The 23,698-nt window shown below is 40.8% G+C and carries 20 protein-coding genes and 1 riboswitch; of the genes, 4 read left to right on the top strand and 16 right to left on the bottom strand.

Features of this window, described 5'->3' with window-relative positions:
• Positions 1 to 148: 148 nt before the first annotated feature.
• The 5 genes from O3598_RS03130 to purB all read right to left on the bottom strand — a co-directional run bounded on the left by O3598_RS03130 (position 149) and on the right by purB (position 5,839).
• Positions 149 to 1,432, bottom strand: a complete 1,284-nt coding sequence (locus O3598_RS03130; protein WP_287503791.1) for an adenylosuccinate synthase — start codon at positions 1,430 to 1,432, stop codon at positions 149 to 151.
• Positions 1,433 to 1,517: 85 nt separating this feature from the next.
• Positions 1,518 to 1,790, bottom strand: a complete 273-nt coding sequence (locus O3598_RS03135; RefSeq protein ID WP_005381259.1) for a helix-turn-helix domain-containing protein — start codon at positions 1,788 to 1,790, stop codon at positions 1,518 to 1,520.
• 1 nt (position 1,791) lies between these two features.
• Positions 1,792 to 2,142: a type II toxin-antitoxin system RelE/ParE family toxin gene (locus O3598_RS03140; protein ID WP_118353874.1), complete on the bottom strand. Its 351-nt coding sequence runs from the start codon at positions 2,140 to 2,142 to the stop codon at positions 1,792 to 1,794.
• A gap of 358 nt (positions 2,143 to 2,500) precedes the next feature.
• Positions 2,501 to 3,652, bottom strand: a complete 1,152-nt coding sequence (locus tag O3598_RS03145; protein ID WP_371451720.1) for an MFS transporter — start codon at positions 3,650 to 3,652, stop codon at positions 2,501 to 2,503.
• An 891-nt stretch (positions 3,653 to 4,543) separates the two neighbouring features.
• The gene (purB, locus tag O3598_RS03150) at positions 4,544 to 5,839 is read right to left on the bottom strand and encodes an adenylosuccinate lyase (protein WP_156718172.1); all 1,296 of its coding nucleotides are present in this window, start codon (positions 5,837 to 5,839) and stop codon (positions 4,544 to 4,546) included.
• 234 nt (positions 5,840 to 6,073) lie between these two features.
• Between purB and O3598_RS03155 the strand changes: the two genes are divergently transcribed.
• Positions 6,074 to 6,481: a CAAX protease gene (locus O3598_RS03155; protein ID WP_316595773.1), complete on the top strand. Its 408-nt coding sequence runs from the start codon at positions 6,074 to 6,076 to the stop codon at positions 6,479 to 6,481.
• A gap of 151 nt (positions 6,482 to 6,632) precedes the next feature.
• Here O3598_RS03155 and O3598_RS03160 read toward each other — a convergent pair whose 3' ends face one another.
• The 7 genes from O3598_RS03160 to O3598_RS03190 all read right to left on the bottom strand — a co-directional run bounded on the left by O3598_RS03160 (position 6,633) and on the right by O3598_RS03190 (position 15,439).
• Entirely contained in the window at positions 6,633 to 7,388 is a 756-nt protein-coding gene (locus O3598_RS03160; protein WP_005381157.1) for an energy transducer TonB, read from the bottom strand.
• A gap of 61 nt (positions 7,389 to 7,449) precedes the next feature.
• The gene (locus tag O3598_RS03165; RefSeq protein ID WP_005378118.1) at positions 7,450 to 7,854 is read right to left on the bottom strand and encodes an ExbD/TolR family protein; all 405 of its coding nucleotides are present in this window, start codon (positions 7,852 to 7,854) and stop codon (positions 7,450 to 7,452) included.
• Positions 7,851 to 8,456, bottom strand: coding sequence for a MotA/TolQ/ExbB proton channel family protein (locus tag O3598_RS03170; RefSeq protein ID WP_287530489.1), 606 nt, complete (start codon positions 8,454 to 8,456; stop codon positions 7,851 to 7,853). The genes O3598_RS03165 and O3598_RS03170 overlap by 4 nt, the downstream gene beginning before the upstream one ends.
• Before the next feature lie 318 nt (positions 8,457 to 8,774).
• Positions 8,775 to 9,665, bottom strand: coding sequence for a DUF3829 domain-containing protein (locus O3598_RS03175; protein WP_005378072.1), 891 nt, complete (start codon positions 9,663 to 9,665; stop codon positions 8,775 to 8,777).
• A gap of 180 nt (positions 9,666 to 9,845) precedes the next feature.
• Positions 9,846 to 11,090 carry a methylmalonyl Co-A mutase-associated GTPase MeaB gene (gene meaB / locus O3598_RS03180; protein WP_005381256.1) on the bottom strand — a complete coding sequence of 415 codons (1,245 nt, stop codon included), beginning with the start codon at positions 11,088 to 11,090 and terminating at the stop codon, positions 9,846 to 9,848.
• The gene (gene scpA, locus O3598_RS03185; protein ID WP_005381170.1) at positions 11,083 to 13,272 is read right to left on the bottom strand and encodes a methylmalonyl-CoA mutase; all 2,190 of its coding nucleotides are present in this window, start codon (positions 13,270 to 13,272) and stop codon (positions 11,083 to 11,085) included. The genes meaB and scpA overlap by 8 nt, the downstream gene beginning before the upstream one ends.
• A 4-nt stretch (positions 13,273 to 13,276) precedes the next feature.
• Entirely contained in the window at positions 13,277 to 15,439 is a 2,163-nt protein-coding gene (locus O3598_RS03190) for a methylmalonyl-CoA mutase family protein (RefSeq protein WP_371451723.1), read from the bottom strand.
• A gap of 283 nt (positions 15,440 to 15,722) precedes the next feature.
• Positions 15,723 to 15,898, bottom strand: a riboswitch (cobalamin riboswitch).
• A gap of 202 nt (positions 15,899 to 16,100) precedes the next feature.
• On the opposite strand from O3598_RS03190, the gene rarD reads away from it, so the two are divergent.
• Positions 16,101 to 16,997 (top strand): EamA family transporter RarD, encoded by an 897-nt coding sequence (gene rarD / locus O3598_RS03195; protein WP_060808017.1) that lies wholly within the window; start codon positions 16,101 to 16,103, stop codon positions 16,995 to 16,997.
• A 101-nt stretch (positions 16,998 to 17,098) separates the two neighbouring features.
• Here rarD and O3598_RS03200 read toward each other — a convergent pair whose 3' ends face one another.
• The gene (locus tag O3598_RS03200; protein ID WP_371451725.1) at positions 17,099 to 17,998 is read right to left on the bottom strand and encodes a DUF3829 domain-containing protein; all 900 of its coding nucleotides are present in this window, start codon (positions 17,996 to 17,998) and stop codon (positions 17,099 to 17,101) included.
• Between the two features lie 250 nt (positions 17,999 to 18,248).
• Here O3598_RS03200 and O3598_RS03205 point away from each other — a divergent pair, with 250 nt between their 5' ends.
• Both O3598_RS03205 and O3598_RS03210 read left to right on the top strand, forming a co-directional pair.
• Positions 18,249 to 18,425 carry a type II toxin-antitoxin system HicA family toxin gene (locus O3598_RS03205; RefSeq protein ID WP_059364354.1) on the top strand — a complete coding sequence of 59 codons (177 nt, stop codon included), beginning with the start codon at positions 18,249 to 18,251 and terminating at the stop codon, positions 18,423 to 18,425.
• A 9-nt stretch (positions 18,426 to 18,434) separates the two neighbouring features.
• Complete coding sequence (locus O3598_RS03210) at positions 18,435 to 18,812, top strand: type II toxin-antitoxin system HicB family antitoxin (RefSeq protein ID WP_005384984.1); 378 nt, start codon at positions 18,435 to 18,437, stop codon at positions 18,810 to 18,812.
• 10 nt (positions 18,813 to 18,822) lie between these two features.
• Here O3598_RS03210 and O3598_RS03215 read toward each other — a convergent pair whose 3' ends face one another.
• The 3 genes from O3598_RS03215 to O3598_RS03225 all read right to left on the bottom strand — a co-directional run bounded on the left by O3598_RS03215 (position 18,823) and on the right by O3598_RS03225 (position 22,997).
• Positions 18,823 to 19,236 carry a hypothetical protein gene (locus O3598_RS03215; RefSeq protein WP_270524520.1) on the bottom strand — a complete coding sequence of 138 codons (414 nt, stop codon included), beginning with the start codon at positions 19,234 to 19,236 and terminating at the stop codon, positions 18,823 to 18,825.
• A 51-nt stretch (positions 19,237 to 19,287) separates the two neighbouring features.
• Positions 19,288 to 19,914, bottom strand: a complete 627-nt coding sequence (locus tag O3598_RS03220) for a tetratricopeptide repeat protein (protein ID WP_270524519.1) — start codon at positions 19,912 to 19,914, stop codon at positions 19,288 to 19,290.
• Between the two features lie 260 nt (positions 19,915 to 20,174).
• Complete coding sequence (locus O3598_RS03225; RefSeq protein WP_371451727.1) at positions 20,175 to 22,997, bottom strand: FAD-binding and (Fe-S)-binding domain-containing protein; 2,823 nt, start codon at positions 22,995 to 22,997, stop codon at positions 20,175 to 20,177.
• Between the last annotated feature and the right edge of the window lie 701 nt (positions 22,998 to 23,698).

A 23,698-nucleotide genomic window follows, 5' to 3' on the forward strand; every position in this document is an offset into this window, starting at 1 on the left:
CTAAATCTATTTTTTTCTTTTTATTCTCATTAAAATATTTTAATTGACTAATTAAAATCATTTATGAGATAGAAAATACGCATAAAAGCGGAGATTCTCTAATAAGAATCTCCGCTTATTATTTTTTATAATAATTTGCTACAGCAGATTAAAATACATTAACAAGATCAATTGTTTGGTTACGATTAGGACCAACAGATACGATCCCCAAAGGCACGCCTGTTACTTCTGCAATACGTTCTACGTATTTACGCGCATTTTCAGGCAATTCATCATAAGAACGGATGCCGGAAATGTCTGTTTCCCAACCTGGCAATGTTTCATATACAGGTTCGCATGCTTCAAGATTTGTCAAGCTAGCAGGGAAGCCTTCAACGTTTTTGCCGTTTAATTTATAACCTACACAGATTTTCAATTCTTTGAAAGAATCAAGAATATCCAAACGTGTAATAGCTAAATAATCAAGGCTGCTAAGACCTGCTGCGTATTTTACAACCATAAGATCTAACCAACCAGTACGGCGAGGACGACCTGTTACAGTACCGAACTCATGACCAAGCGTACGAAGCTCTTCACCAATTTCATTAAGTTGTTCTGTAGGGAATGGGCCTGCACCAACACGTGTAGCGTAAGCTTTCACAACGCCGAAAATATTTTTCAAATAGTTAGGACCTACACCAGCACCGGTGGAAGCACCACCAGCGATTGGATGGGAGGATGTTACGAATGGGTAAGTACCATGATCAAGATCTAGCATAGTTGCTTGCGCGCCTTCGAACAATACCTTTTTGTCCTCTTTAATCGCTTTCAACACAGCGATATTTGTATCAGTTACATAAGGTTTCAAAGCCTCTGCATATTTAATGTAATCTGCTAAGATTTCATCGTAATTAACAGGTTCAGCATCGTATACCTTTGTAAGCATTTTGTTTTTAAACTCAACATTGTACGCCAATTTTTGTTTGAAAGTTTCCATGTCGTACAAGTCGCAAATGCGGATGCCGATACGGTTTACCTTATCAGCATAGCAAGGGCCGATACCGTTTTTAGTAGTACCGATTTTAGCATCACCTTTGGACGCTTCTTCGGCCATATCAAGAGCAATATGGTAAGGCATGATGACATGAGCACGGTCAGAAATGTGAAGGGATTTTGCAGATTTACCTTGTTTTTCAAGACCTTCAATTTCTTGTAACAACACCTTAGGATCAATAACAACGCCTGTACCAACGATATTTTGTTTATCATCGTACAAAATACCACTTGGCAATAAACGAAGCGCGAATGCCTTGTCATCTACTACAACAGTGTGACCTGCATTATTACCGCCTTGGCTGCGCACTACAACGTCTGCACGTTCCGCAATCCAGTCAACGATTTTACCTTTACCCTCGTCACCCCATTGAGTGCCGATTACCATACTTGTTGCCATATCTATGTCCTCCAATTGTGAAAGTCAAATTAATCCATAGTTATTATACAACATAATAGCAAAGCACGAAAAGACTAAATGCAGATTACACGAACTCAATCTTTAACTTCTTGCCAAAGGCATGAGCAATCTTTCTTAATGTTTTCAACGAGGGGTTCCCATTCCCATTTTCAATTTTACTTATATCTGATTGCGTAATGCCTGTAACTTCAGATAATTGAGTTTGCGTCATATGAGCTTCAATACGTGCTTTAACTATATTTTCAATAATCTGATACTCATCTTCTAACTCATCCCATTCTTTTTTAAATTTAGGATTTTTTAATTGCTCAGCTAAATATTGATCTAATGTTTCCATATTATGTGTACCTTTCAATATAATCTTGTTTATACTTCAACGCCAATTCAATCGCATTTCTAGGGGTTTTCATAGACTTTTTTACAAAACCGTTGGTCAAAACTATACGTTTACCAACAAAGAAAAAATATAAAATTCTAGAAATATTGGACCCTTGTTTGGTTCTAAGTTCATAAATTCCAGACTCTAAAAATTTTGAAGTTGGTTCCCTTAACTTGTTACCACAGGTTTCAAGCAACTTTAAATCCCTAATCGTTTTAGCTCGTTGTTTTTCTGAAAGTTCGTTTAAAAACAGCTTTGCTGGTTGCTCTCCATTAGGTGTTTCATAAAAAATTACAGAAAATGATTCCATTTAATTCCTCCTATTTACTAGAAGAAATCTTTATCTTAATTATATGTTAAAACATATATCAGGTAAAGACATAATCATCTAAACAACATTATATTTTCAACATAATCCACTGCAAACCATAAGTCAACAGATAGGGGGTGACCATTGGTCACCCCCTATCTATTGACATTTCATCCTATTAAATTAATAAATTAAAATAAGCCTAGCATATCCCCTAAAAATTAGAACACGCCTGTACTAATTCTAAAAACAGGGATATAGGGTCCCCTACAAATTAGAACAGGCCTGTACTAATTTTAAAGACGTATATTATGCGTCCCCAAGAATTAGCAGAAGCCTGTACTGTATAACAATTATTTTATTTAGGTTCTTTCAACCAGAAGCTCATTAATAATCCTAACGCACCAACAGGGATCAGTGTCATCAACGCTGTTTGTACATCGTAAATATCTGCTAAATGTCCAATGTATGGTGCTACGAGTCCACCTAATGTAATGCCGAGGCCCAATGTAATGCCTGATGCAAAGCCTGCATTTTTAGCAAGGTATTTTTGGCCTAGAACGGTAATAGGTCCATATTGTGAGAATACGCCAAAGGCCATCGGTATCATGGCGCCAAAGAATCCCCACACATTCGGTACGAAAATAAAAACTAATACGGATGGTAAAAATATAATATTACCTAAGCGCACTGTTTTTAGAAAGCCTAGCTTATCTGATAGTGCACCACCCATATAGGTGAGGACAGCCCCCATGGCAAAGTACATAGTAAGTGCCAAGCTCGATGCACCGGCTTCGCCATTGATAACGGTAATGTATAAAATCGGTATAAAAATCGATAATACGGAGAACAAAATTGATCGAGATGCAATGACGAAAAATAGCTTTGTAAAACTCACCCAATCGTTTATGCCTGTATTTGTGCCCTTAATTTGGCTTTCACATTCACGCGCACCTTCGGCCTCAGTAGTATGACCTGTGAAAGCATAGAGATACAGCAATACGCCCAGTAAAGCGATAGCGGTAAACACCCAAAGGAAGTGAGCCCCAAAGACATAAACGCCACCAGCAATAAGCGGCCCTAAGGCAAAACCAGCGCTGCCACCAACCGCAAAGCGCCCCATGGCATTGCCAATCTCGTGAGATTGTGTACGATTTACAAGAAGAGCCGCCTCAGGATGGAATAACGCTGCCCCTACGCCGGCTAAAAGAGACAAAGCAAGAATCATTTCATAGTTCGTAGCCAGCGCCATAGCACTAATAGACACAAGAGTCACTGTAAAGCCTACCGGAATAAACCAAGGCACGCGCCATCGATCCGCTACATACCCCAAAATGGGCTGAGCAATAGACGCTACCACGGTATTACAGAAAATAATCGCCGCCGATTGATAATAATTGAGATTAAAATTAGCAATAAAAAACGGTATCAATGCAGCGAGAGAACCTTGACCGAAATCGTTAATGCAATGAAAGATAGGCGGTGCGTATTTTCTTATGGTGCTTTTCATGTATCCTCCAGATTTGGGTGGTGGTACCGGCAAAAACACTCCACCGGCCGGGTCTGCTTCGCCCTTTTGGGCTTCGCAGAGCCAAAGTCATGTTTTTACCGGTACCACCACCACCCCTATGTACGTTAACAAATAAAAGCGCCATATGAAAATACGGCACTCACTGTAAATAAAAAATTCGGCATAGAATCTATAGCGAAAAAGGACTGGCACCCTTCTCAAAACGACTTTACCCTGTCTGTCTCTATGGCCCGTTTCGGCATAGAACTTATAGCGAAAAGGACGGATACCTTCCTCAAAACGACTTCGGGTCCCGCTTTAGCACGATAGCGTGTCGGCTTTTTCTCGTCCCAATGGCTCATTTCGGCATAGAATCTATAGCGAAAAAGGACGGGTACCCTTCTCAAAACGACTTTGCCCTGTTTGCTCTATAGCTCGTTTTTGGCATAGAAGGTTTAATGCAAAAAGGATGGTCCGTTCAGAAAACGACTCTGTCCTTCTCCCTATGGCCCGTTTCGGCATAGAACTTATAGCAAAAGGACGGATACCTTTCTCAAAACGACTTCGGGTCCCGCTTTAGCGCGATAGCGTGTCGGTTTTTTGTCGTCCCAATAGCTCATTTCGGCATAGAATCTATAGCGAAAAAGGACGGGTACCCTTCTCAAAACGACTTTGCCCTATTTGCTCTATGGCTCGTTTTCGGCATAGAAGGTTTAATGCAAAAAGGATGGTCCATTCAGAAAACGACTCTGTCCTTTTCCCTATGGCCCGTTTCGGCATAGAACTTATAGCAAAAAGGACGGATACCTTCCTCAAAACGACTTCGGGTCCCGCTTTAGCGCGATAGCGTGTCGGCTTTGAGGAAGGTATCCGTCCTACCAAAGCTAAATGTTATAGGCCGAAACGAGCCATTATTGTATCTACGTGTTTCAATAGTTTATATGGATCGAAGCATGCATCGATTTCTTCGTCGGTCATGTATTTTTTGATGTTTTCATCGGATTTTAGACCTGTAGCGAAGTCTTTGCCTTCGAGCCAGCGTTCCATAGCGTGTTTTTGTACCCAACGGTATGCTTCATCACGTACGGCACCTTTGTCTACGAGGTGTGTCAAAATTGTTTGGCTGAATACAAGGCCACCTGTAAGGTTAAGGTTTTTAAGCATTGTTTCAGGGTATACCAACAATTTATCGATGGTACGGATTGTTAAGTGAAGCATGTAGTTCAACGCGATGGTTGCATCTGGTAAGATAACGCGTTCTACAGAGCTATGGGAGATGTCGCGTTCATGCCACAAAGCTTGGTCTTCGTACGCAGATTGTGCATAACCACGCAATAAACGAGCCATACCACAAATTCTTTCACAAGTGATAGGATTACGTTTATGAGGCATCGCGGAGGAACCTTTTTGTTTAGGGCTAAAGTATTCTTCAGCTTCGCGCACTTCGGTGCGTTGCAAGTGACGGATTTCCAAAGCGATTTTATCCAATGTACCGCCTACAACAGCAATGGTGGACAATAGTTCAGCGTGACGGTCACGTTGTACGACTTGGGTCGCGATTTTAACAGGTTCAAGACCTAGTTTTTCACATACGTATTGTTCTACGAATGGGTCGATGTTGGAGTATGTACCAACAGCACCGGACAATTTACCAACAGCAACGCTTTTACGAGCATGTTCCATGCGTTCAATATCGCGTTCTACCTCTGCCATCCAAAGGCAAATCTTTAAACCGAATGTAGTAGGTTCGCCATGAATACCGTGAGTACGACCAATCATAGGCGTATGTTTGAATTCTGCAGCGCGACGGCGCAATACAGCGTGTAATTGTTTCAAATCTTCAATCAAAATATCGCAAGATTGTTTCATCATATAGCCAAGTGCAGTATCCTTAACGTCTGTGGATGTCAAGCCAAGATGAATGTATTTAGCCGCTTCAGGGCCTACATATTCGCCCACAGCAGTCACAAAGGAAATGATGTCATGATTTGTTTCACGTTCGATTTCGTGAATTCTTTCAACATCAAAATTGCCCTTTTCCCGAATGATTTTTGCCGCTTCCTTCGGAATCACGCCAAGCTCAGCTTGCGCTTCAGATGCCAATGTTTCAACCAATAACATTGTGTCGAACTCGTTGCGTTCGCTCCAAATATGGCCCATTTCTTCTCGTGTATAACGTGGTATCATGATGTCTCCTTTGCATGGTGAAAGCTAGATTTTTTATATAATAATTGTACCATATGTAAAAGCTTGGTTCAATAAATCTTCCGTAATTTTCCGAATAATATATATATTAGATTTTCTTAATGTTCGGTATTTTATTTTGTATAGATTGTTTTGTGATTTATTATTATAATAGTAATGTATAAATAAGTGATATATCGTATCAACATACTAATAATACACATATAGGAGTAGATCATGGCAAAGAAACAACATAAAGAACAGATACAACAACCGAAAGAATCTCAAACAGCAAGCACGTTGATAAAATTATTTTTTCTCATCAGTTTTATCGTCCTCGGCGTCTTCGTGTTTAATGACATGCCTATCAACTGGATTTTAGGCATATACGCAGTGGATATTTTAGTATCTCTTATATATGTAGTCATCAATAAAGGTCGCATCGCTACATCCAATGTGGTTCATACGAATGTGCGTCGTATCCTAGCTTTCTTAATTATGCTCATTACTATGTTCTTCTATGCCTTTGCACTATGGCGTGTGGACCAATACACAACACAAATGCAAGTGACATTATTCATCGGTGGCATCATCATTTACTATGCGGTGTTCAACAGCACGAAAACGGCGTTAAAACGTAAGTAGTTGAACAACGGACGCAAACAATAGCACGTAGTTGAGCAACAGACTCATAACATAGCATGTAGTCGAACAAGAGATTACTCAACTAGCAAATCATAGGCATAACAAAAAGAGGCATATCTTACATACAACCATGTATGTGAGGTATGCCTCTTTATTGTCCTAGTACGACAGGGATGGCTAAGGACACGACTTGTCCACGTTTGTTAACAATACTACCGCTCGTCTTGATGATACGTATCGCTTCGTCTCGTACATCAGGAGGAACAGAGTCCTCTACGATACGCGGGGTATTAACGCCGACGATTACATTGCCGCTAGCGTCAAAGTTAACGCGCACAACGGCTTCGCCGCGTACAGATGATGCTTGGCCTTGTTCTTTCACTTGGCGCAAATATTCTGTAGGATTAATATCCGATTGTTCGAGCCACGCCCGTTGACCCGGCGTCAGCAAATTGAGTGCATCCGCAAAAAACGATAGGTCTTTATCTGTATTATCGAGACCATTACCTTCTGCATTAGGATCCGTCGATACGTCATTGCCTACTAATTTCTTTTGTTGTTCCTGTTTTTGATGTGTCACAACACCTGTCTCACCGCCAGTAGCCTCAGATTCTATGGCCTTTGGAACAGCCCATTCACGTTTTGTAGCCGATGCTGGTTGTTCTGTATCTATAGTTTTCTGTGGTTCTACGGTATTTACAGGCGGTTTCGTTTCTTGTTTCTGAGCTACCGACGCAGGTGCATCTGTAGGAGGTTTTGCCTCCTCTGGTGGCGGCGTTACCGTCGGATGATCCTCGGCTTGTTCGCTTTCACCAGCATCGGCTAAATCAAAGCTAATCTCAGCTGCCTCTTGGCCTGCACCAGTGCCACTCATGCCCTTTAGTGAAAGCCCCATGCCCGTTATCATGAGAATACTGATGCACAGGGATATCAAAAACGGTCGAAAATAATGCGATTCAAACATAGAATCACTTCCGATCCGTAGCGACACTAATATACTTAGCGCCGTTTACTTTCAGCATATCGAGAAGGGCGATGACCTCGTTATAATACACGTCCTTAGACGCGCGAATAACAAAGGCCTGTCGTGGCGTAGTCCGCACGATATCCTGTACCTCTTGGGACAGATTATCCGCAGAAATTTCGCGGTTATCGATATAGAGTTTATGCGATGTGGTGAGAGTAATGATAATCGGTTCAATGGATTTAGCCGTCGAAGTCGATGTGGATGGCAGATTTAACGGGATTTGTTGCTCCGTATTCATGTATAAAGTGCCGACCATGAAGAATACCAATAGAAAAAATACGATATCAATCATAGGTATAATCATGATGGTCGGTTCTTTTTTCACTCCTAATGTACGACGTCTCATAGGTCATGTTCCTCGTTGTACGCATCGAGAATGCTGCCACATTCGTGTTCTAGAGCTACGACGAAATCATTCACCTTTGCTGCACAGTAGCTATGAAAGGCAAGGGCAATGATAGCTACCGTAAGGCCTGTAGCTGTCGCCACCAAGGCTTCGGATACGCCGCCTGTAATAATGGTAGGTGCCCCAATGTCACCACCTACAACGGCGAAGGCGCGAATCATACCGAGAACAGTGCCGAGCAGACCGAGTAACGGCGCCATCGTAACAATCATGCTAAGCCACCCAAGGCCACGTTTTAAGCGTTCATCGGTATAGCCTACCAAGTCTTGTAAACGGTTTTCTAAACCATTGTAATTTTTTGCACTGCGCAAAGCCTTTGCAAAGAGAGTGCCTAGATTTTGTGTATCTCGTTCTAATACGGTTGGCAACATAATCCAGCCTGGATGATTATTTAGGACAGCCGTGAATTGGCGCATGTCCTTACGGAATTTACGGTATAGAAAAAATCGCTCAATACCAATCATTAGGGTAACAACTAGAAAGATAACGAGTGGGTACATAACGAAACCACCAGCTACAAATAAATGTGCAATGCTACTCATACTAACCTCCAAAACCCACACTCTTTTAGGCTCTTATCTAATAATTATACCACGTTTTTACACATCAAAACATATGAGGCTTACGATAGATGAGTAAAAATATACTAGTTGATGCATACAATCTGACAAAGATCTTAACTAGTATAAGAAAATACAGAAAAAGGGCTACATCAATAGACATGCTAATTGATATAGCCCTTATTAGTGCAATTTTATGTACCTTTGTATGAATTTTTTATATGTACTATTTATATTGTGCACGCTATGAAGCGCAGGCTTTCATAAATGGCACAGAATCGATTCGTACATAGCTAGATATTATTTATCAAGTTTATTAATATCCAAGCGATTCATGCTGCCAATGAAGCGATTGTAAGATTCAATCATATCATTGTAATGATCAGCTGATTGGTCACCTAAGAATGTACGAACTCTACCAATCGTTGTATTTAATTGAGACTTAGCAGTGTTATATTCTGGACTCGTAACGGTGCCAGCTACATCCATAATGCCTTGTAACTCTTGGTTAGCTGCATTTACATCGATTTGTTTGCCTTCTTCAAAGCCATCTAATAAAGCCGTTAAGCGTAAATGAACTTCTTGAACAGCGGCTGCGTTTTTCTTACCAGAATCTTTAAGTTCTTTCAACTGTTCTTGTTGATTTTCCGTGTTGTGTTTGTGAACTACTGCGTCTAACTGATTATATGCTGCATAGAATTGATCATATAGTTGAACGTATTTAGGTCCTAATTGTTGTTCCTTAGCATAATTATCTGCTTGATATGAATTAGTTTGGTAGTACGTATCCAATTCACTAGCTACTGGTACAATATCCTTTAATACAGCCAATACGTTGTCTAAAGGTTCCTTCATATCATCATATGGTACGCCAGCGTCTTTAGCAGCTTGCAACTTTTGTTGTAAGGTATCAAAGTGTGGTGCCATGAAGCTTGTTAAATGTTGCCCCTCTTTTAGTTTTTGAACGGACGGATTGATAGCATATCCAAAGCGTACGGACCAACTATTAAAATCGCCAATCGCTTCGATATAGTTATTGAACACTTTAATGTCCTGTTGCGATGCCTTTTGAGCGCCTTGTTGCACCCCATTGGCAATCTTAGAAAAACTACAGCCACTCATGAATAATGGGGAGGTAAGAGCAGTTACACACAATACTGCTGTTGTCAGTTTTTTTGCTAATGGATTCAAAATAAATCTCTCCTTTTAAAATAACCCATAAAGTATACATCTATAACTAAATTATATACTAAATATGATTTTTACAAAAGTCATACTTATGCATTTCATGAAAAAAAGGCATAGTACCTATCATTTCCTATCGATTACAAACCGATAGCAGTATAGATACTATGCCTGTATGTATAGAGATTATGTTAAGGACTTGTCAAAGACGCCTATGAGTTCTTCGACGGCTTGTGATTCACTCATTTCGCCATCTAAAACTGCGGCTTCTACTTCGCCCATACGACCTTGAATGACTACATTGTTAAAGAATAGGTTGTGCAAGTGTTCGTCAATCATATCGCGTACCCAACGAAGGGATTGTTCTTGACGGCGTTTTAAGAATACGCCATTTTCTTTACCTTGTTCAGCAAATTCTTGGATTACATCCCACAATTCGTCGAGACCATCCTTAGTCACTGCGGAACAAGTGTAGGCTTGGGTTTTCCATTTTTCCGTAGCTGGACGGATGTAATGTAGCATCCGATCGTAATCGCTACGAGCGATGAGAGCACGCTTGAGGTTGTCCCCATCAGCCTTATTGACCACAATAGCATCAGCAAGTTCCATAACGCCTTTTTTGATGCCTTGCAATTCATCGCCTGCACCAGTTAAGACGATGAGCATAAAGAAGTCTACCATAGAACGTACGGTAACCTCACTTTGCCCAACCCCAACGGTTTCGACAAGAATAATATCATATCCAGCAGCCTCACAAAGTAGCATCGTTTCTCTACTTTTACGAGCTACACCGCCTAGTGTACCACCAGCCGGCGATGGACGAATATAGGCTTCAGGATGCTTCGTCAACGTTTCCATCCGCGTTTTATCGCCCAAAATACTGCCTTTTGTGACTTGGCTTGTAGGGTCTACAGCAAGTACGGCAACCTTGTAACCAGCTTCAATGAGCATATTACCAAAGGCTTCAATAAATGTACTTTTACCGGCCCCAGGCACACCAGTAATACCGATGCGCAACGCCTTACCTGTGCGTGGCAATATAGCTTGTAATACTTGTTGAGCTAATTTAAAGTGTTCCTTATTATTACTTTCTACTAATGTGATAGCCCGTGAAAGTATAACGCGGTCCCCCTGCTCGATACCGCGTACATAATCAGCGACAGTTAACTTCTTTCGCCGCTGTACGGGACGTACAGACGGAGCCAGATGAGCGGAGCTAGACAAGAGGCCGTCGTGCATTTCCTTGACGCCTTTCATCACGTGACACGCAAAAGTATCATCTTTCTTCGCATCTTCTGGCACCCAGTCCGGACGATACGTACTACCCTCGGCATTTGCGTTTTTTACACCTAATTCGGGAGCTTTACTGTCACCAGCAACGCTTTGTGCATTACGCAATTCATCCGGAGTAGGCCGTTTATTATCAGTCATTGCCTTCGTCTTGAACGTGGCTAGTCAATGTTTCTAGTAATTTTTTCGCCGCTACTGGCAAAACTGTACCAGGGCCAAAGATAGCCACTGCGCCATGTTCGCGTAGGAATTCATAGTCCTGAGCAGGGATTACGCCACCGATGGCAACCAAAATATCTCCACGACCACGTTTCTTGAGTTCTTCTACAAGTTGAGGTAACAATGTTTTGTGACCAGCTGCAAGAGAACTGAAGCCAACGATGTGAACGTCATTATCCACCGCATCTTGTGCTGTTTCTTCTGGAGTTTGGAACAAAGGTCCGATATCCACGTCAAAGCCCATATCCGCGAAGGATGTAGCGATAACTTTGGCACCGCGGTCATGACCGTCTTGACCCATCTTAGCAATCATGATACGAGGACGACGACCTTCGAGTTCTTCGAAATCATCTGCCATTTGGCGAACTTCTTTGATGACATCATCATCTTCATATTCGCTGGAGTATACGCCAGAAATAGAGCGGATAACCGCTTTATGACGGCCACAAACTTTTTCAACAGCAAAGGAAATTTCGCCCAAAGATGCACGAGCACGAGCAGCTTCAAGGGCAAGAGCAAGCAAGTTGCCTTCACCAGATTCTGTAGCATTTGTAATCGCTTCGAGACAGGATTGAACCTTATCTTCGTCACGGTTAGCACGCAATTGTTCCAATCGACGAATTTGCGCTTCCCGTACTGCCGTATTATCTACGTCGAGGATATCCAATGGATCTTCTTTATCTAGACGGTATTTGTTGATACCGATAATCGCTTCACGACCAGAGTCGATACGAGCTTGGCGACGAGCTGCAGCCTCTTCGATACGCATCTTAGGAAGACCTGTGTCAATCGCTTTCGCCATACCGCCAAGGGATTCGATTTCTTGGATATGCCCCCAAGCACGACGGATCAATTCATCAGTCAATGCTTCTACATAGTAGGAGCCGCCCCATGGGTCGATAACCTTACATACCTTAGTTTCGTCTTGGATGTAAAGTTGTGTATTACGCGCAATACGTGCAGAGAAGTCTGTAGGTAACGCGATGGCTTCATCAAGCGCATTCGTATGTAGGGATTGCGTATGGCCCAATGCGGCGCCCATCGCTTCCATACATGTACGAGCCACGTTGTTGAACGGATCTTGTTCTGTAAGAGACCAACCAGATGTTTGGCTATGTGTACGAAGAGCCATAGATTTAGGATTTTCAGAACCGAAGCTCTTAATAATCTTAGCCCACAACATACGAGCCGCACGCATTTTAGCCACTTCCATAAAGTAGTTTTTGCCGATAGCCCAGAAGAAGGACAAACGAGGTGCGAATTTATCTACGTGAAGGCCTGCATTGACACCGGTACGGATGTATTCAAGGCCGTCAGCCAATGTGTAACCTAACTCGATATCCGCCGTTGCACCCGCTTCTTGCATATGGTAGCCAGAAATAGAGATACTGTTGAATTTAGGCATGTACTGGGATGTATAGGCAAAGATATCACCGATGATGCGCATGGACGTAGCTGGAGGGTAAATATAGGTATTACGTACCATGAACTCTTTCAAGATATCATTTTGGATTGTACCGGCCATAACCTTTTTATCAACACCTTGTTCTTCACCAGCTAGGATGTAGAACGCCATAACAGGCAATACGGCGCCGTTCATTGTCATGGATACGGACATTTGGTCAAGAGGGATACCGGAAAATAGAATTTCCATATCGAGGATAGAGTCAACTGCAACGCCCGCTTTACCAACGTCGCCCACTACGCGAGGATGGTCGGAGTCATAACCACGGTGAGTAGCAAGGTCAAAGGCAATAGACAACCCTTTTTGTCCCGCTGCCAAGTTACGACGATAAAACGCATTGGATTCTTCCGCAGTAGAGAAACCAGCGTACTGACGCACTGTCCAAGGACGAGTTACGTACATTGTGGAATAAGGTCCACGCAAGAATGGAGGTACACCAGCCATATAGTCAAGGTGTGTCATCCCTTCATAATCCATCTCTGTATAGAGAGGTTTTAATTGGATTTGCTCCATTGTCGTGTTATATAAGTCTTCAAAGCTTTTTCCTGTTTCTTTTTTAAGTTCAGCAAGCCATGCATCGCGCGATGTGGCAGACTGAGATCCCAAGCCAAGAGAGGAGAAGTCTGGATTTTTAAACATGAGCTCACATCCCTTTCTTATCTTGTAACGTATTTAAAATAGCGTAGCAGTTTGCGCGAACAGAGATGAAATCATCTACACCGGCTTCACGATATACAGGCTCTAGGTCCTTAGAAGGTGCCCCTGCCAAAATAACCGTTACATTCGGCATAGTTTCTTTCAATTCTTTCGCAAGTGGTGGAACCAATTCAGGATACGTATCATCTGTAGAACAGATAACTACCACATCGGCGCCACTTTCACGAGCCGCTTTAGCCGCATCAGCCGTTGTTTCATGGCCATCATTTTTGATTACTTCGAATGCCGCTACTTCAAAGAAGCCTGTGGAGAAGTCCGCACGAGGTTTATGTTGAGGAATAGGGCCCATATTAGCCAAGAATACCTTCACATTATCTTTTGTGCGTTGTTTATAATTTTCCGTACGCATACGAAGAGCTTCAAATTGTTCCGTCCAACGATGAGCCGTAATAGGTTCGATTGTTTCGGAGGAAATATCGCCCGCATCCAAAGCCTTACGGATTTGACGCATTGTCATTTTTTGCAATGCACCGAGCTCGATAAGGCCAATCAATGCACCTGGTTCTGTTGTGCTTGCTTCGAGTGTAGATTGGGCTTTTACAACCGCTTCTGGATCTGCAGTTGCCAAGTATTCTTCGAGATGAGCTACCCGTTTTTGACGCAATGTTTCTTGATTTTCAGGTTTTGGATCAAGCAATTCTTCCGTCATATTAGCGTACATGTTATTACCAACCGCTACATCCTTACGGAATGCAAGGTTTTTAAAGCGTTCATTAAGAATTGTTTTAACTTGCGCTTGAGGATAACCTTCCTTCAAGGCAGCAATGATGCCACCTTTGGATTCGATAGCTTGGAATTCAGCCCAGATTTTTTCACACAATTCGGCTGCCAATGTTTCTACGTACCAAGAACCACCTACAGGGTCAACTGGTTGACGCAATTCGAATTCAGTTTGTAACATAACTTGAATGTTACGGGCAATACGACGAGAGAATTCATCGGATTTGCGAATTGGTTGATCAAATGGAGAAACTTCAAGGCTATTGAGGCCGCCTACAACGCCGGAGAATGCTTGTGTTGTGTTACGCAACAAGTTTACATATGGGTCGTATACGGTTTTTGTGAAAGCAGATGTTCTACCGTGTACATGAACGGCACGATCGCTTTCATCAGCGCCAAAGGCCTCCATAATACGAGCCCAAAGCACGCGCAACGCACGCAATTTAGCAATTTCCATGAAGAAGTTTGCACCCAAGGAGAATGTAAACATCATGCTCTTAGCAATGGTATGAATATCGATGTTGCGTTGTGCCAATTGCCGCACGTAGCAAACAGCTGTTGCCAATGCATAGGCAACCTCTTGCACATCGTTAGCACCGCCATTAGCGTATACATCACCGGATACAAGCACTGTTTTAAGCTCAGGTGCTTGATCCTTGGCCCATACAACAGTATGTGCCATTTCATCAAAAGCAGTATCTAAAGACATATGCAATGCACCGTCTTTAGCCCACACGCCGATAGGATCTGCACCAATGAGACCTTTCAAATCGGATGTTTGCTTTTTAGAAGCTTTCACAGTAGCCGACAACATACCGAGCAAAATCGCTGCAGATGCGCCAGTTTCAATATATAAAGGATTTTCCTTAAGATTAAATCGTTCAATTAATTGGCTGCAATCGTCCATCGTAGACAAGGATGTACCGCCTACACCAACAGATGCGCCTACTTGCACATCTTGATCATGGCGTGTTGCTTCATCAAGACGAATGTTGTGAATAGTGCCGCCTTTCACAATTTCGTATAAACTTGCATGATTGGCATCCTTCGGTAAGGACTCATCCACATATTGAGATACGCCCCAAGAATCTTTGATATAGCCGCTTGCTTTCGTGCCACGTAGGAACTCGCCAGCGCCAGGATAAACGCCCTTTGGAATCTTGTCCTGATGCAATGCAGGTGTATAGATAGGTTGTAACGTAATACCTTCATAGGTTTTGGTGAACATTTTTTTATGGAAATCGCCACCCTTTAACGCCTTTTCAACCTCAGCCTGCCATCGTTCATACGTAGGTTTCTCAAACTCATCAAAGGATACAGGCGCCAGTAAATCGCGTTCAGTGTCCTTTGAAGTCTTTTTGTCAGACATATATGTGCCTCCTTTTCAACTTGAAACCATACAGGGGGAACAGCGCACCGTACCAGTGAGTTGCTTCGTATATGAGTTCCATAGGTGCCAAATATATGTCCATCATGATGATGAATCTCCAGTCAAACTATTAAGCCTATGCCATATATGAACGACCCTCTAGCGTGGCAAATAAAAAAACGTGCCACCCGAGAGTGACACGTTAGGTTACATATTGAATGGTACACTAAAACTATTGTAAAAAGTATACCTCAATCCCCTTCCTATCGCTCGTAGGTACATAACGGTGATTATCAAATAGGCAGTTCTCCTGGCTCGGGCTCAACACCTTGCTTTCGCCTTCCCAGATTGCTCCAGTGACATGTATGAAAGCAGGCTCGTCCTTACAGTGGCGGGACCGCATCGGCTTGTACCGATTTCTCTATTAAGTCTTGCGACACCTATTCTCTATATTCGTTGTTCTAAGTCCAATATAGTGTAAAAATATGCACAAAGTCAATGAACATAACAGTTAATCATAAGTAGCAAATTTCAAGTTATAACTAACGCATATATAGAATGATAAAAATGCATAGGTGCAATTTAGAGAAATCACCTCTATAATTCGCTACCGCTATACTACCACCATGTTATAATAATTCTACTAGTGGGAGGTCGTATTATGAACGAAATAAACAAAAAAGGTCTCAGCACTACATTGTTGTGCTGTTTAATTTGGGGTTTGCTGCCCCTCTATTGGGCGCTTTTAAACCAAGTATCATCCTTTTCCGTATTATCGCACCGCATCATCTGGTCCGGATTTTGGATGTTCTTCCTCGTCATCGCCACAGGGCGCCAACAACTGCGTATGGACATACAACTTTTACGCACCCATCTTACGCAATTAGGCCTACTATTACTGGCTGCTATACTTATTAGCATCAACTGGTTCACCTACATTTGGGCCGTTACAAACCAACACGTACTCGACACGAGCCTTGGCTATTATATCAATCCATTGCTCAACGTATTGTTGGGCATCCTAATCTATAAAGAAAGATTACTTTGGCCACAAAAGCTAAGTATTGCCATCGCATTCTTAGGTGTGGCCATCATGACTGTTCAACTAGGTACATTGCCCATCGTCTCTATCATCCTAGCCGTATCCTTTAGCCTATACGGGGCCGTAAAAAAACGTCTCACCATCCATCCATTTTCGAGCATCGCCTTCGAGGCATGGCTCGTCACACCGATAGCATTATGGTATTTAGCGACTATAGACACCACCTCGTGGACCTTTATCGAAAACCTAACGCCGACCGGTCTCCTCCTCATCGGCGCTGGCCTTACCACATCGATTCCACTCATCCTCTTTTCATACGGTGCCCGCCTATTGCCACTAAATATACTCGGCTTTTTACAATACCTATCTCCTACCATGGGCTTCTTCTTGGCCATCTTCTACTTTGGTGAAAGCTTTGGTACAGCACAACTCATAGCCTTCGGCTGCATCTGGGTGGCACTCGTATTGTTCACCCTATCTAATCAAATGACGACACGTATTAAGATAAAAAAATAGAATACATTACAAAAAAGCTGTAGCAAATGAAATTCTCATTTAATACGGCTTTTTATGTATTCGTTTTACACGTGTCTAACGTAAATAAACTCAGATCTTTATTAATCTAATTCATTCATATTGGTCGTATTCATATTAGAAATATAATGGTTATAAGCCTCAATCATACGAGTATAGTCCTTATCTTGTTTTGAACCCATATAAGTGCGAATAGCACCAATTGTAGAGTTTACAGAGGTCTTAACAGTGTCATAGTTAGAGTTAGTAATGCCATTAGACAAATCACCAATAGCTTGTAACTCTTGATTCATGGCATTCACATCCGGTTGTTTTTCACTATCTAACTTTTCAAGAACAGCGGTAAGTCTCAAATGAACCTCTTGTGCTGCGGCTGCGTTTTTCTTACCTGCATCGCGCAATTCTTGTAACCGTTGTTGCAATCGATCGAGGTTGATTTTATGCATCAAATTATCAAAATCTGCATAGATAGGCACAAATTGCTCATACAACTGTACATACTTTGGACCTAATTGCTGTTCCTTAGCATAGTTATCTGTGGTGTATCCTTTAGATTTATAGTATGCATCGAGTTCTTCGGCTACCGGTGTAATTTCATTCAATTTTGAAAGCAGCTTATCTAGGGGCTCCTTCATTTCATCATAAGGAATACCGGCTTGCTTAGCTTCTTCTAATTCTTTTTGTAACTGTTTAAAGTTCGGTGTATTAAATACAGTTAAATGATTACCTGCTTTTAAATCATTAATCGTCGGTGTATTCGCATAATCAAACATAACAGCCATGCGATTATATCGGCTTATGGCTTTCACATATTGATTAAATAATTGTACCTGATTCTGTTCCGACCGCTGTGCAATCTCCTTGCGGCTCTGCTCAGTCCCTTGCCATAGTTCTGACATACTACAACCGCTCAAAAACAAAGGTGCTGTCAGCGTTAGTGCACACAACACAGCCATTGCCATCCTTTTGCCAAGTGGTTTCATGATGAATTCTCTCCTTTCATCAATATACAGCTTAGTTTATATATTCTAATTATATACCTATTATAAATAATAAGAATAGTATAAATACACAAAAGGCATTTATCATTACTTGTCAAGTGACCAATAGAGTCAGGGGTGACCAATGGTCACCCCTATTTTTATTTATATGCTGTTAAACTACAGATAATAAGAAATAACTCCTAACAATTGTTTTATACGTGTACACGTGTTATTATGTAAAGGAGAGAATATGAAAGATAAAGATCTATTAAAACTACTGTTAAAAAATGGTTGGAAGGATGTACGGCAACGCGGTAGTCATCATCGTTTGAAAAAAGATGACCAAGTCGAAGTGATTGCAGTACATGGCAAAGATGTACCTATAGGTTTATTAAATGCCATTTTGAAGAGAACAGGGCTAAAATAAGGAGGAAATATGAAATTTATATACCCTGCCATAATCCATGACGATGCCGATGGTTTCTGGGCTGAGTTTCCAGACTTAGAATATACAAGTAGTACGGGCTCAACACTAACAGAACTCGTAACTAATGCACAAGAGGCGATGGAACTGTATATTTTAGGTGCCTTAGAAGATGGCGAAAGCTTACCTACACCTACATCTATACGTAACTTACCTTGTACGGATACAACTTATCCTACATTAGTGCAAACAGATATTGATTTAGCTAAAAATAGTAAATCCGTAAAGAAAACCTTAACCATTCCTGCGTGGCTTAACGATAGAGCCCTAGCGAAAGGGATTAATTTTTCTCAGCTTTTACAAGAAGCATTGGTGGAGAAAACAATGTAAATTCACATCATTAATTGCTCAGCAAAATTAGGAGTACTGTCCACGCAATAACTGCTAAGGTGAGTAATATGATACAAAGCATCCACAGAATTATTACGAAATAGAGCAATAATTTTAGTACATATAATACATCAAACCATTTACTATGACGATTTTCTAATCGCGCCATATATTCGGAGAGATGGCGCACCAAAAATGGAGCTTTCGCATTAGGATTCAGCTTCTTCCAGTACAGCATAATATACGGCGTTACAAAACAACCTACAAACACTAAGTATGTAAGGAATAGAGGTGTTTCTATATTATGTTGGGACATAAACCCGGACCAGTCCATGACCATTAGACCACCAAGGTATAGAAAAACAAACCAATATATAAATCCTACCACTTTTAAAATAAGGCGAATCATCTGTTTACTATCCATTGTGACAATCCCATTACTATCAATAATCTAGTCTTTTCGAGTTTTATAAGACTATAATCCTACTAATGTTTTAAATCGCGCATTATTGTGAAACCGTTCAAAATGATCTTGTTCAGCAGCAACCGCCTTTACAGAAGGATCAATTTTAATTGCTTTTTCAAGCCAATCAAGGGCCTTAGTATCATCCCCTTGGTCTGCATAAATGGTAGCAATACCATACACAGACCAAGTATTACTAGGGTCCTTTTCTAATACCTTTTCAAACCATCGTTTAGACTCGGGTAATTGACCTTGTAACTTATAGACCATGGCCATATTGTAGTAATTAGCCACATTATTAGGATCTAAATCATAGGCCTTTTTAGTATCTGCTATGCCTTTAGTAGTATCTCCATTTAAAGCCGTAGCAAAGCCACGAACCGAATAAGCGTCTGCATTATTTGGATTATCCTTAATAGAAGCTGTTGTCTCCTCGATGGCTTTATTATAATCACCAGTCGATAGGGCTTGCTTAGCGACAGTTAAGTGGCTATCTAGATTAGTCATTTTGCTACTGTCTTGAGTGGATATACTAGAACTCTTAGCATTGCTTTCTGTATTACTATTATTTGTATTCTGATTTACTCCACAACCACTAATAAATATAAGTAATGCAAGTATAGGCAAAATTCTTTTCATATCATATATTCCATTCTTAAATAATCTCCAAGATGCATAGCGTAATAATATAAGAAAAAGGACGAGCGGCAACTCGTCCTTTTTTTGTTATATTGTAGGTAATTTCATACACTCTACTACCTACATATAGTATACCATATTTATTAGAAAAATAAATATCTAACAATAAATACAAACACGCCAACAAAACAAAGTGCTAACATCATATAAAAATGTTAGCACTCTATTTTTATTTAGTCTATTAAATTTTTGAATATTCCTTATTTTTTAGCCTTAGAGCAACGATCCAACAAGTACGCAACGCTTACGAATGGAATACCGCCGCTTTCACCAAGACCAATTTCACATGTAGAACTGGAACTTACGCCAAGTGTAGCACCGTATTCGGCAACTTCACTAGCAAGGTCTTTTGTAGCTACTTTATTAAGTTCTGGTGTGAAGAAACCTTTTTGACCAGCAAAGCCATCGCATGCGAAGGATTTAATATTGAATACATGGTCAGAGCATAGACGTGCCAAGTCTTCAATGTATTGAGATTTGCCCAATACTTTGATTTTACATTGTTTATGAACAATAACGCGTTCATCGCATTTTGTAATGTCAAGACGAGGTACTACGAATTTGCATAAGAATTCAGAAATATCATTGATTTCTAAATCTGGCATATGTTTGAATGCATGGTTAAAGCATGCACTATGGTCGATAACGATTGGGTATTTACCATTTTGAGATGCTTTCATCAACGCATCGTGTAAATCTTTTACAGCACGTTCATGTACGTCATCGTAGTTTTCAAAGCTCAAGCCACAGCAGAGGTTTTCGATATGTTCAGGATAGATAATATCGATTTGAGCCTTATTGCAGAGGCTTTCAACAACTTGTTGCAAACTGCGTTGATCATCATAACCTTGGTTTTGACGGAACGCACGGTTCGCACAAGTACTGAAGTATACAACCTTTTCAAAGTTAGTAGGTTTAATGCGGTTTTTCAATTTATAGCGGTTAGCCTTAGGTGTTGTTTTAGGTACATAAGGTGTTACACCAGTTACGCCATGTAAACCTTCAGTGATTTTGGAAATTGCTTTTTGTGTGATAATAGCACCAGCAATGCCTTCAAGGCTTACACCGGCACGGCACATTTCAAGAGTACTGGAGAAGTTGTCGTAAATTTTCTTAGCCAAACCAGGTGCTGGAGGATCGATGCGACGCATGGATAATGCGATTTGTGCAGTATCGATGCTAAGTGGGCAAAGACCTTTACACATGGAGCATGCAGCACAAGTTTCAACACCGAAATATTCATAACCTTTTTTAAGTTCGTTTGCAACAGCGAAATTGCCTTCATTTTCAAGGCGTTTAGTTTCGCGCAACAATGCGATACGTTGGCGTGGTGTCAATGTCAAATTACGGCTAGGGCAGTTCTTTTCACAGAAACCGCATTCCATACAGATTGTGAAAGCATCATCGATAACACATTGTGCTTTAAGATTTTTCTTGTACACATCTGGGTCATCAGTAATCATAACATCAGGGTTTAAGATGCGAGTAGGGTCAAAGATAGCTTTGATACGACGGTTGATTTCGTACGCTTTGCGGCCCCATTCCATTTCGATGAAAGGTGCCACCATGCGGCCTGTACCATGTTCGGCTTTCAAAGAACCACCAAAACCAGATACGCGTTCGGACATTTCTTTTACCAAATCACCGAAGTTCTTAGTATCTTTAGGGTCACTGAAATCAGGAGTAATGTTAAAGTGAACGTTACCGGACAACGCATGACCGAAGATTACACCACCATCAACGAAATCGTATTTGTGGAATAATTCAGTAAGCATTTCGATGCCCTTAGTGAAGTCTTCGATTTGGAAGCAAACGTCTTCTGTGATAACAGTAGTACCTTTTCTACGTTGACCACCAACGATTGGCAAGATACCTTTACGGATGGCCCACCAGGAATCGTATTCTTTAGGATCTTGAGAATAAAGACTTGGAATAGCTGTTGGAATATCTTTCAATTGTTCTTTAATAAAAGCCAAGTTTTTATCAACAGTTTCTTTGGAATAGCTTTCAGTTTGGAACAAGATAGCACTTGTACCTTCTGGAACTTCACGAACGAAATCAGGTACATTATCTAGAGTTTGAACTGCTTTTAAGGACTGATAGTCCATCATTTCAGCAGCCACAACCTTTTCACGGCCCATATTAGCCAAGGCTACAACGGCAAGAGATGCGTCGTTCAATGTGCTGAAGAACATGAGACCGCAGCCTTTGTGAGGTACATCTTCAACAGTGTTGTACACGATTTCAGATACAAAGCCCAATGTACCTTCGGAACCGATGAACAAGTGATTGATAATATCGATGATATCTTCAAAATCTACAAGGGAGTTCAAACCGTAACCTGTAGTATTTTTGATTTTATATTTATGATGAATCAAATGAGTCAACTCTTCATCAGCCAAGATTTCTTTGCGCAATTGCAAAATATCTTCAACCATTTGTGGTTTTTCTTTGAGGAATTGATCGATGCTCTTTTTATCGGATGTATCCAAAATGGAACCATCTAATAAAACAACGCGAATAGAGCGAATTGTTTTATAAGAGTTTTGTGCAGTACCACAGCACATACCGGAGGAGTTATTGTTCAAAATACCGCCTACCAATGCTGTTGCAAGCGTTGCAGGGTCTGGACCGATTTTACGATTATATGGTTTCAACAAATCATTCGCATCGGAACCGATTACACCACATTCACAACGCAATGCTTTGCCATCGTCGATAACTTCCATTTTTTTGAAGCCATCATTACAAATGATAAGCACGTCTTCACTGGAACATTGACCAGACAAAGAAGAGCCAGCCGCACGGAATGTAAATGGTGTGCCACATTGTTGACACAAACGAATAAGACGACGTACTTCGGATTCGTTTTCTGCTTTTACCACTACTTTTGGTAAATAACTGTAACAGGATGCATCTACACCATACGCATAACGGCGCAGACGGTCTGTATAAACACGATCCTTACAAATCGCTTGCGCCTCTTTGGCAAAACGATCATAATCTTTAACTAATATACTCACTTGAAAAGCCTCCAATCCTATCCTTAGGAAAATTTCTTTTATAACTAGTATACGCCGTTCTCATTTCGGTCGCTACCATTATGCATAAATTGTATATGAAATATAAATTCTATAGATACACAATACAAAATACATTTTAGTTGAAAGTTGATTTCATTTACCAAAAAAACAAGTGCATTTCCTAGGAACACACATCAATAAAAATATATGATAACTACTTATGAAAGCCCATATGGGTATCCCCTATCAATATGCGTATTCATGGGGATTAAGAGGTTTATAGCATGAATACAGATCTACACCAACATATGAATATTTATGCGGATTTTCCTAGTATCCTGTATATTACACATTAGGAATTATCAATATAAATTAGTTATGCGTTTTAGGAATAGATGCTAACAAGCACAGACAAAAGGGCTGTAGCAAAAATGTGGTAAAACTATTTTTGTTACAGCCCTTTTATATGTTTTTCTTATGTTTAGACTATATAGGTACTCTTGTAAATTAGAACAGGCGTGTTCTATTTGTAAAAGTATCACATTTAGGTGCTCTTATAAATTAGTACAGGCGTGTTCTATTTGTAAAAGCATCATATTTAAGTGCTCTTATAAATTAGAACAGGCGTGTTCTAATTCTAAAAGCCTCACATATAGGCCTCCATATAAATTAGAACAGGCCTGTACTAATTTTAAAAAGCA

The organism is Veillonella atypica, assembly GCF_041431435.1.
Taxonomy (GTDB): Bacteria; Bacillota; Negativicutes; order Veillonellales; family Veillonellaceae; genus Veillonella; species Veillonella atypica.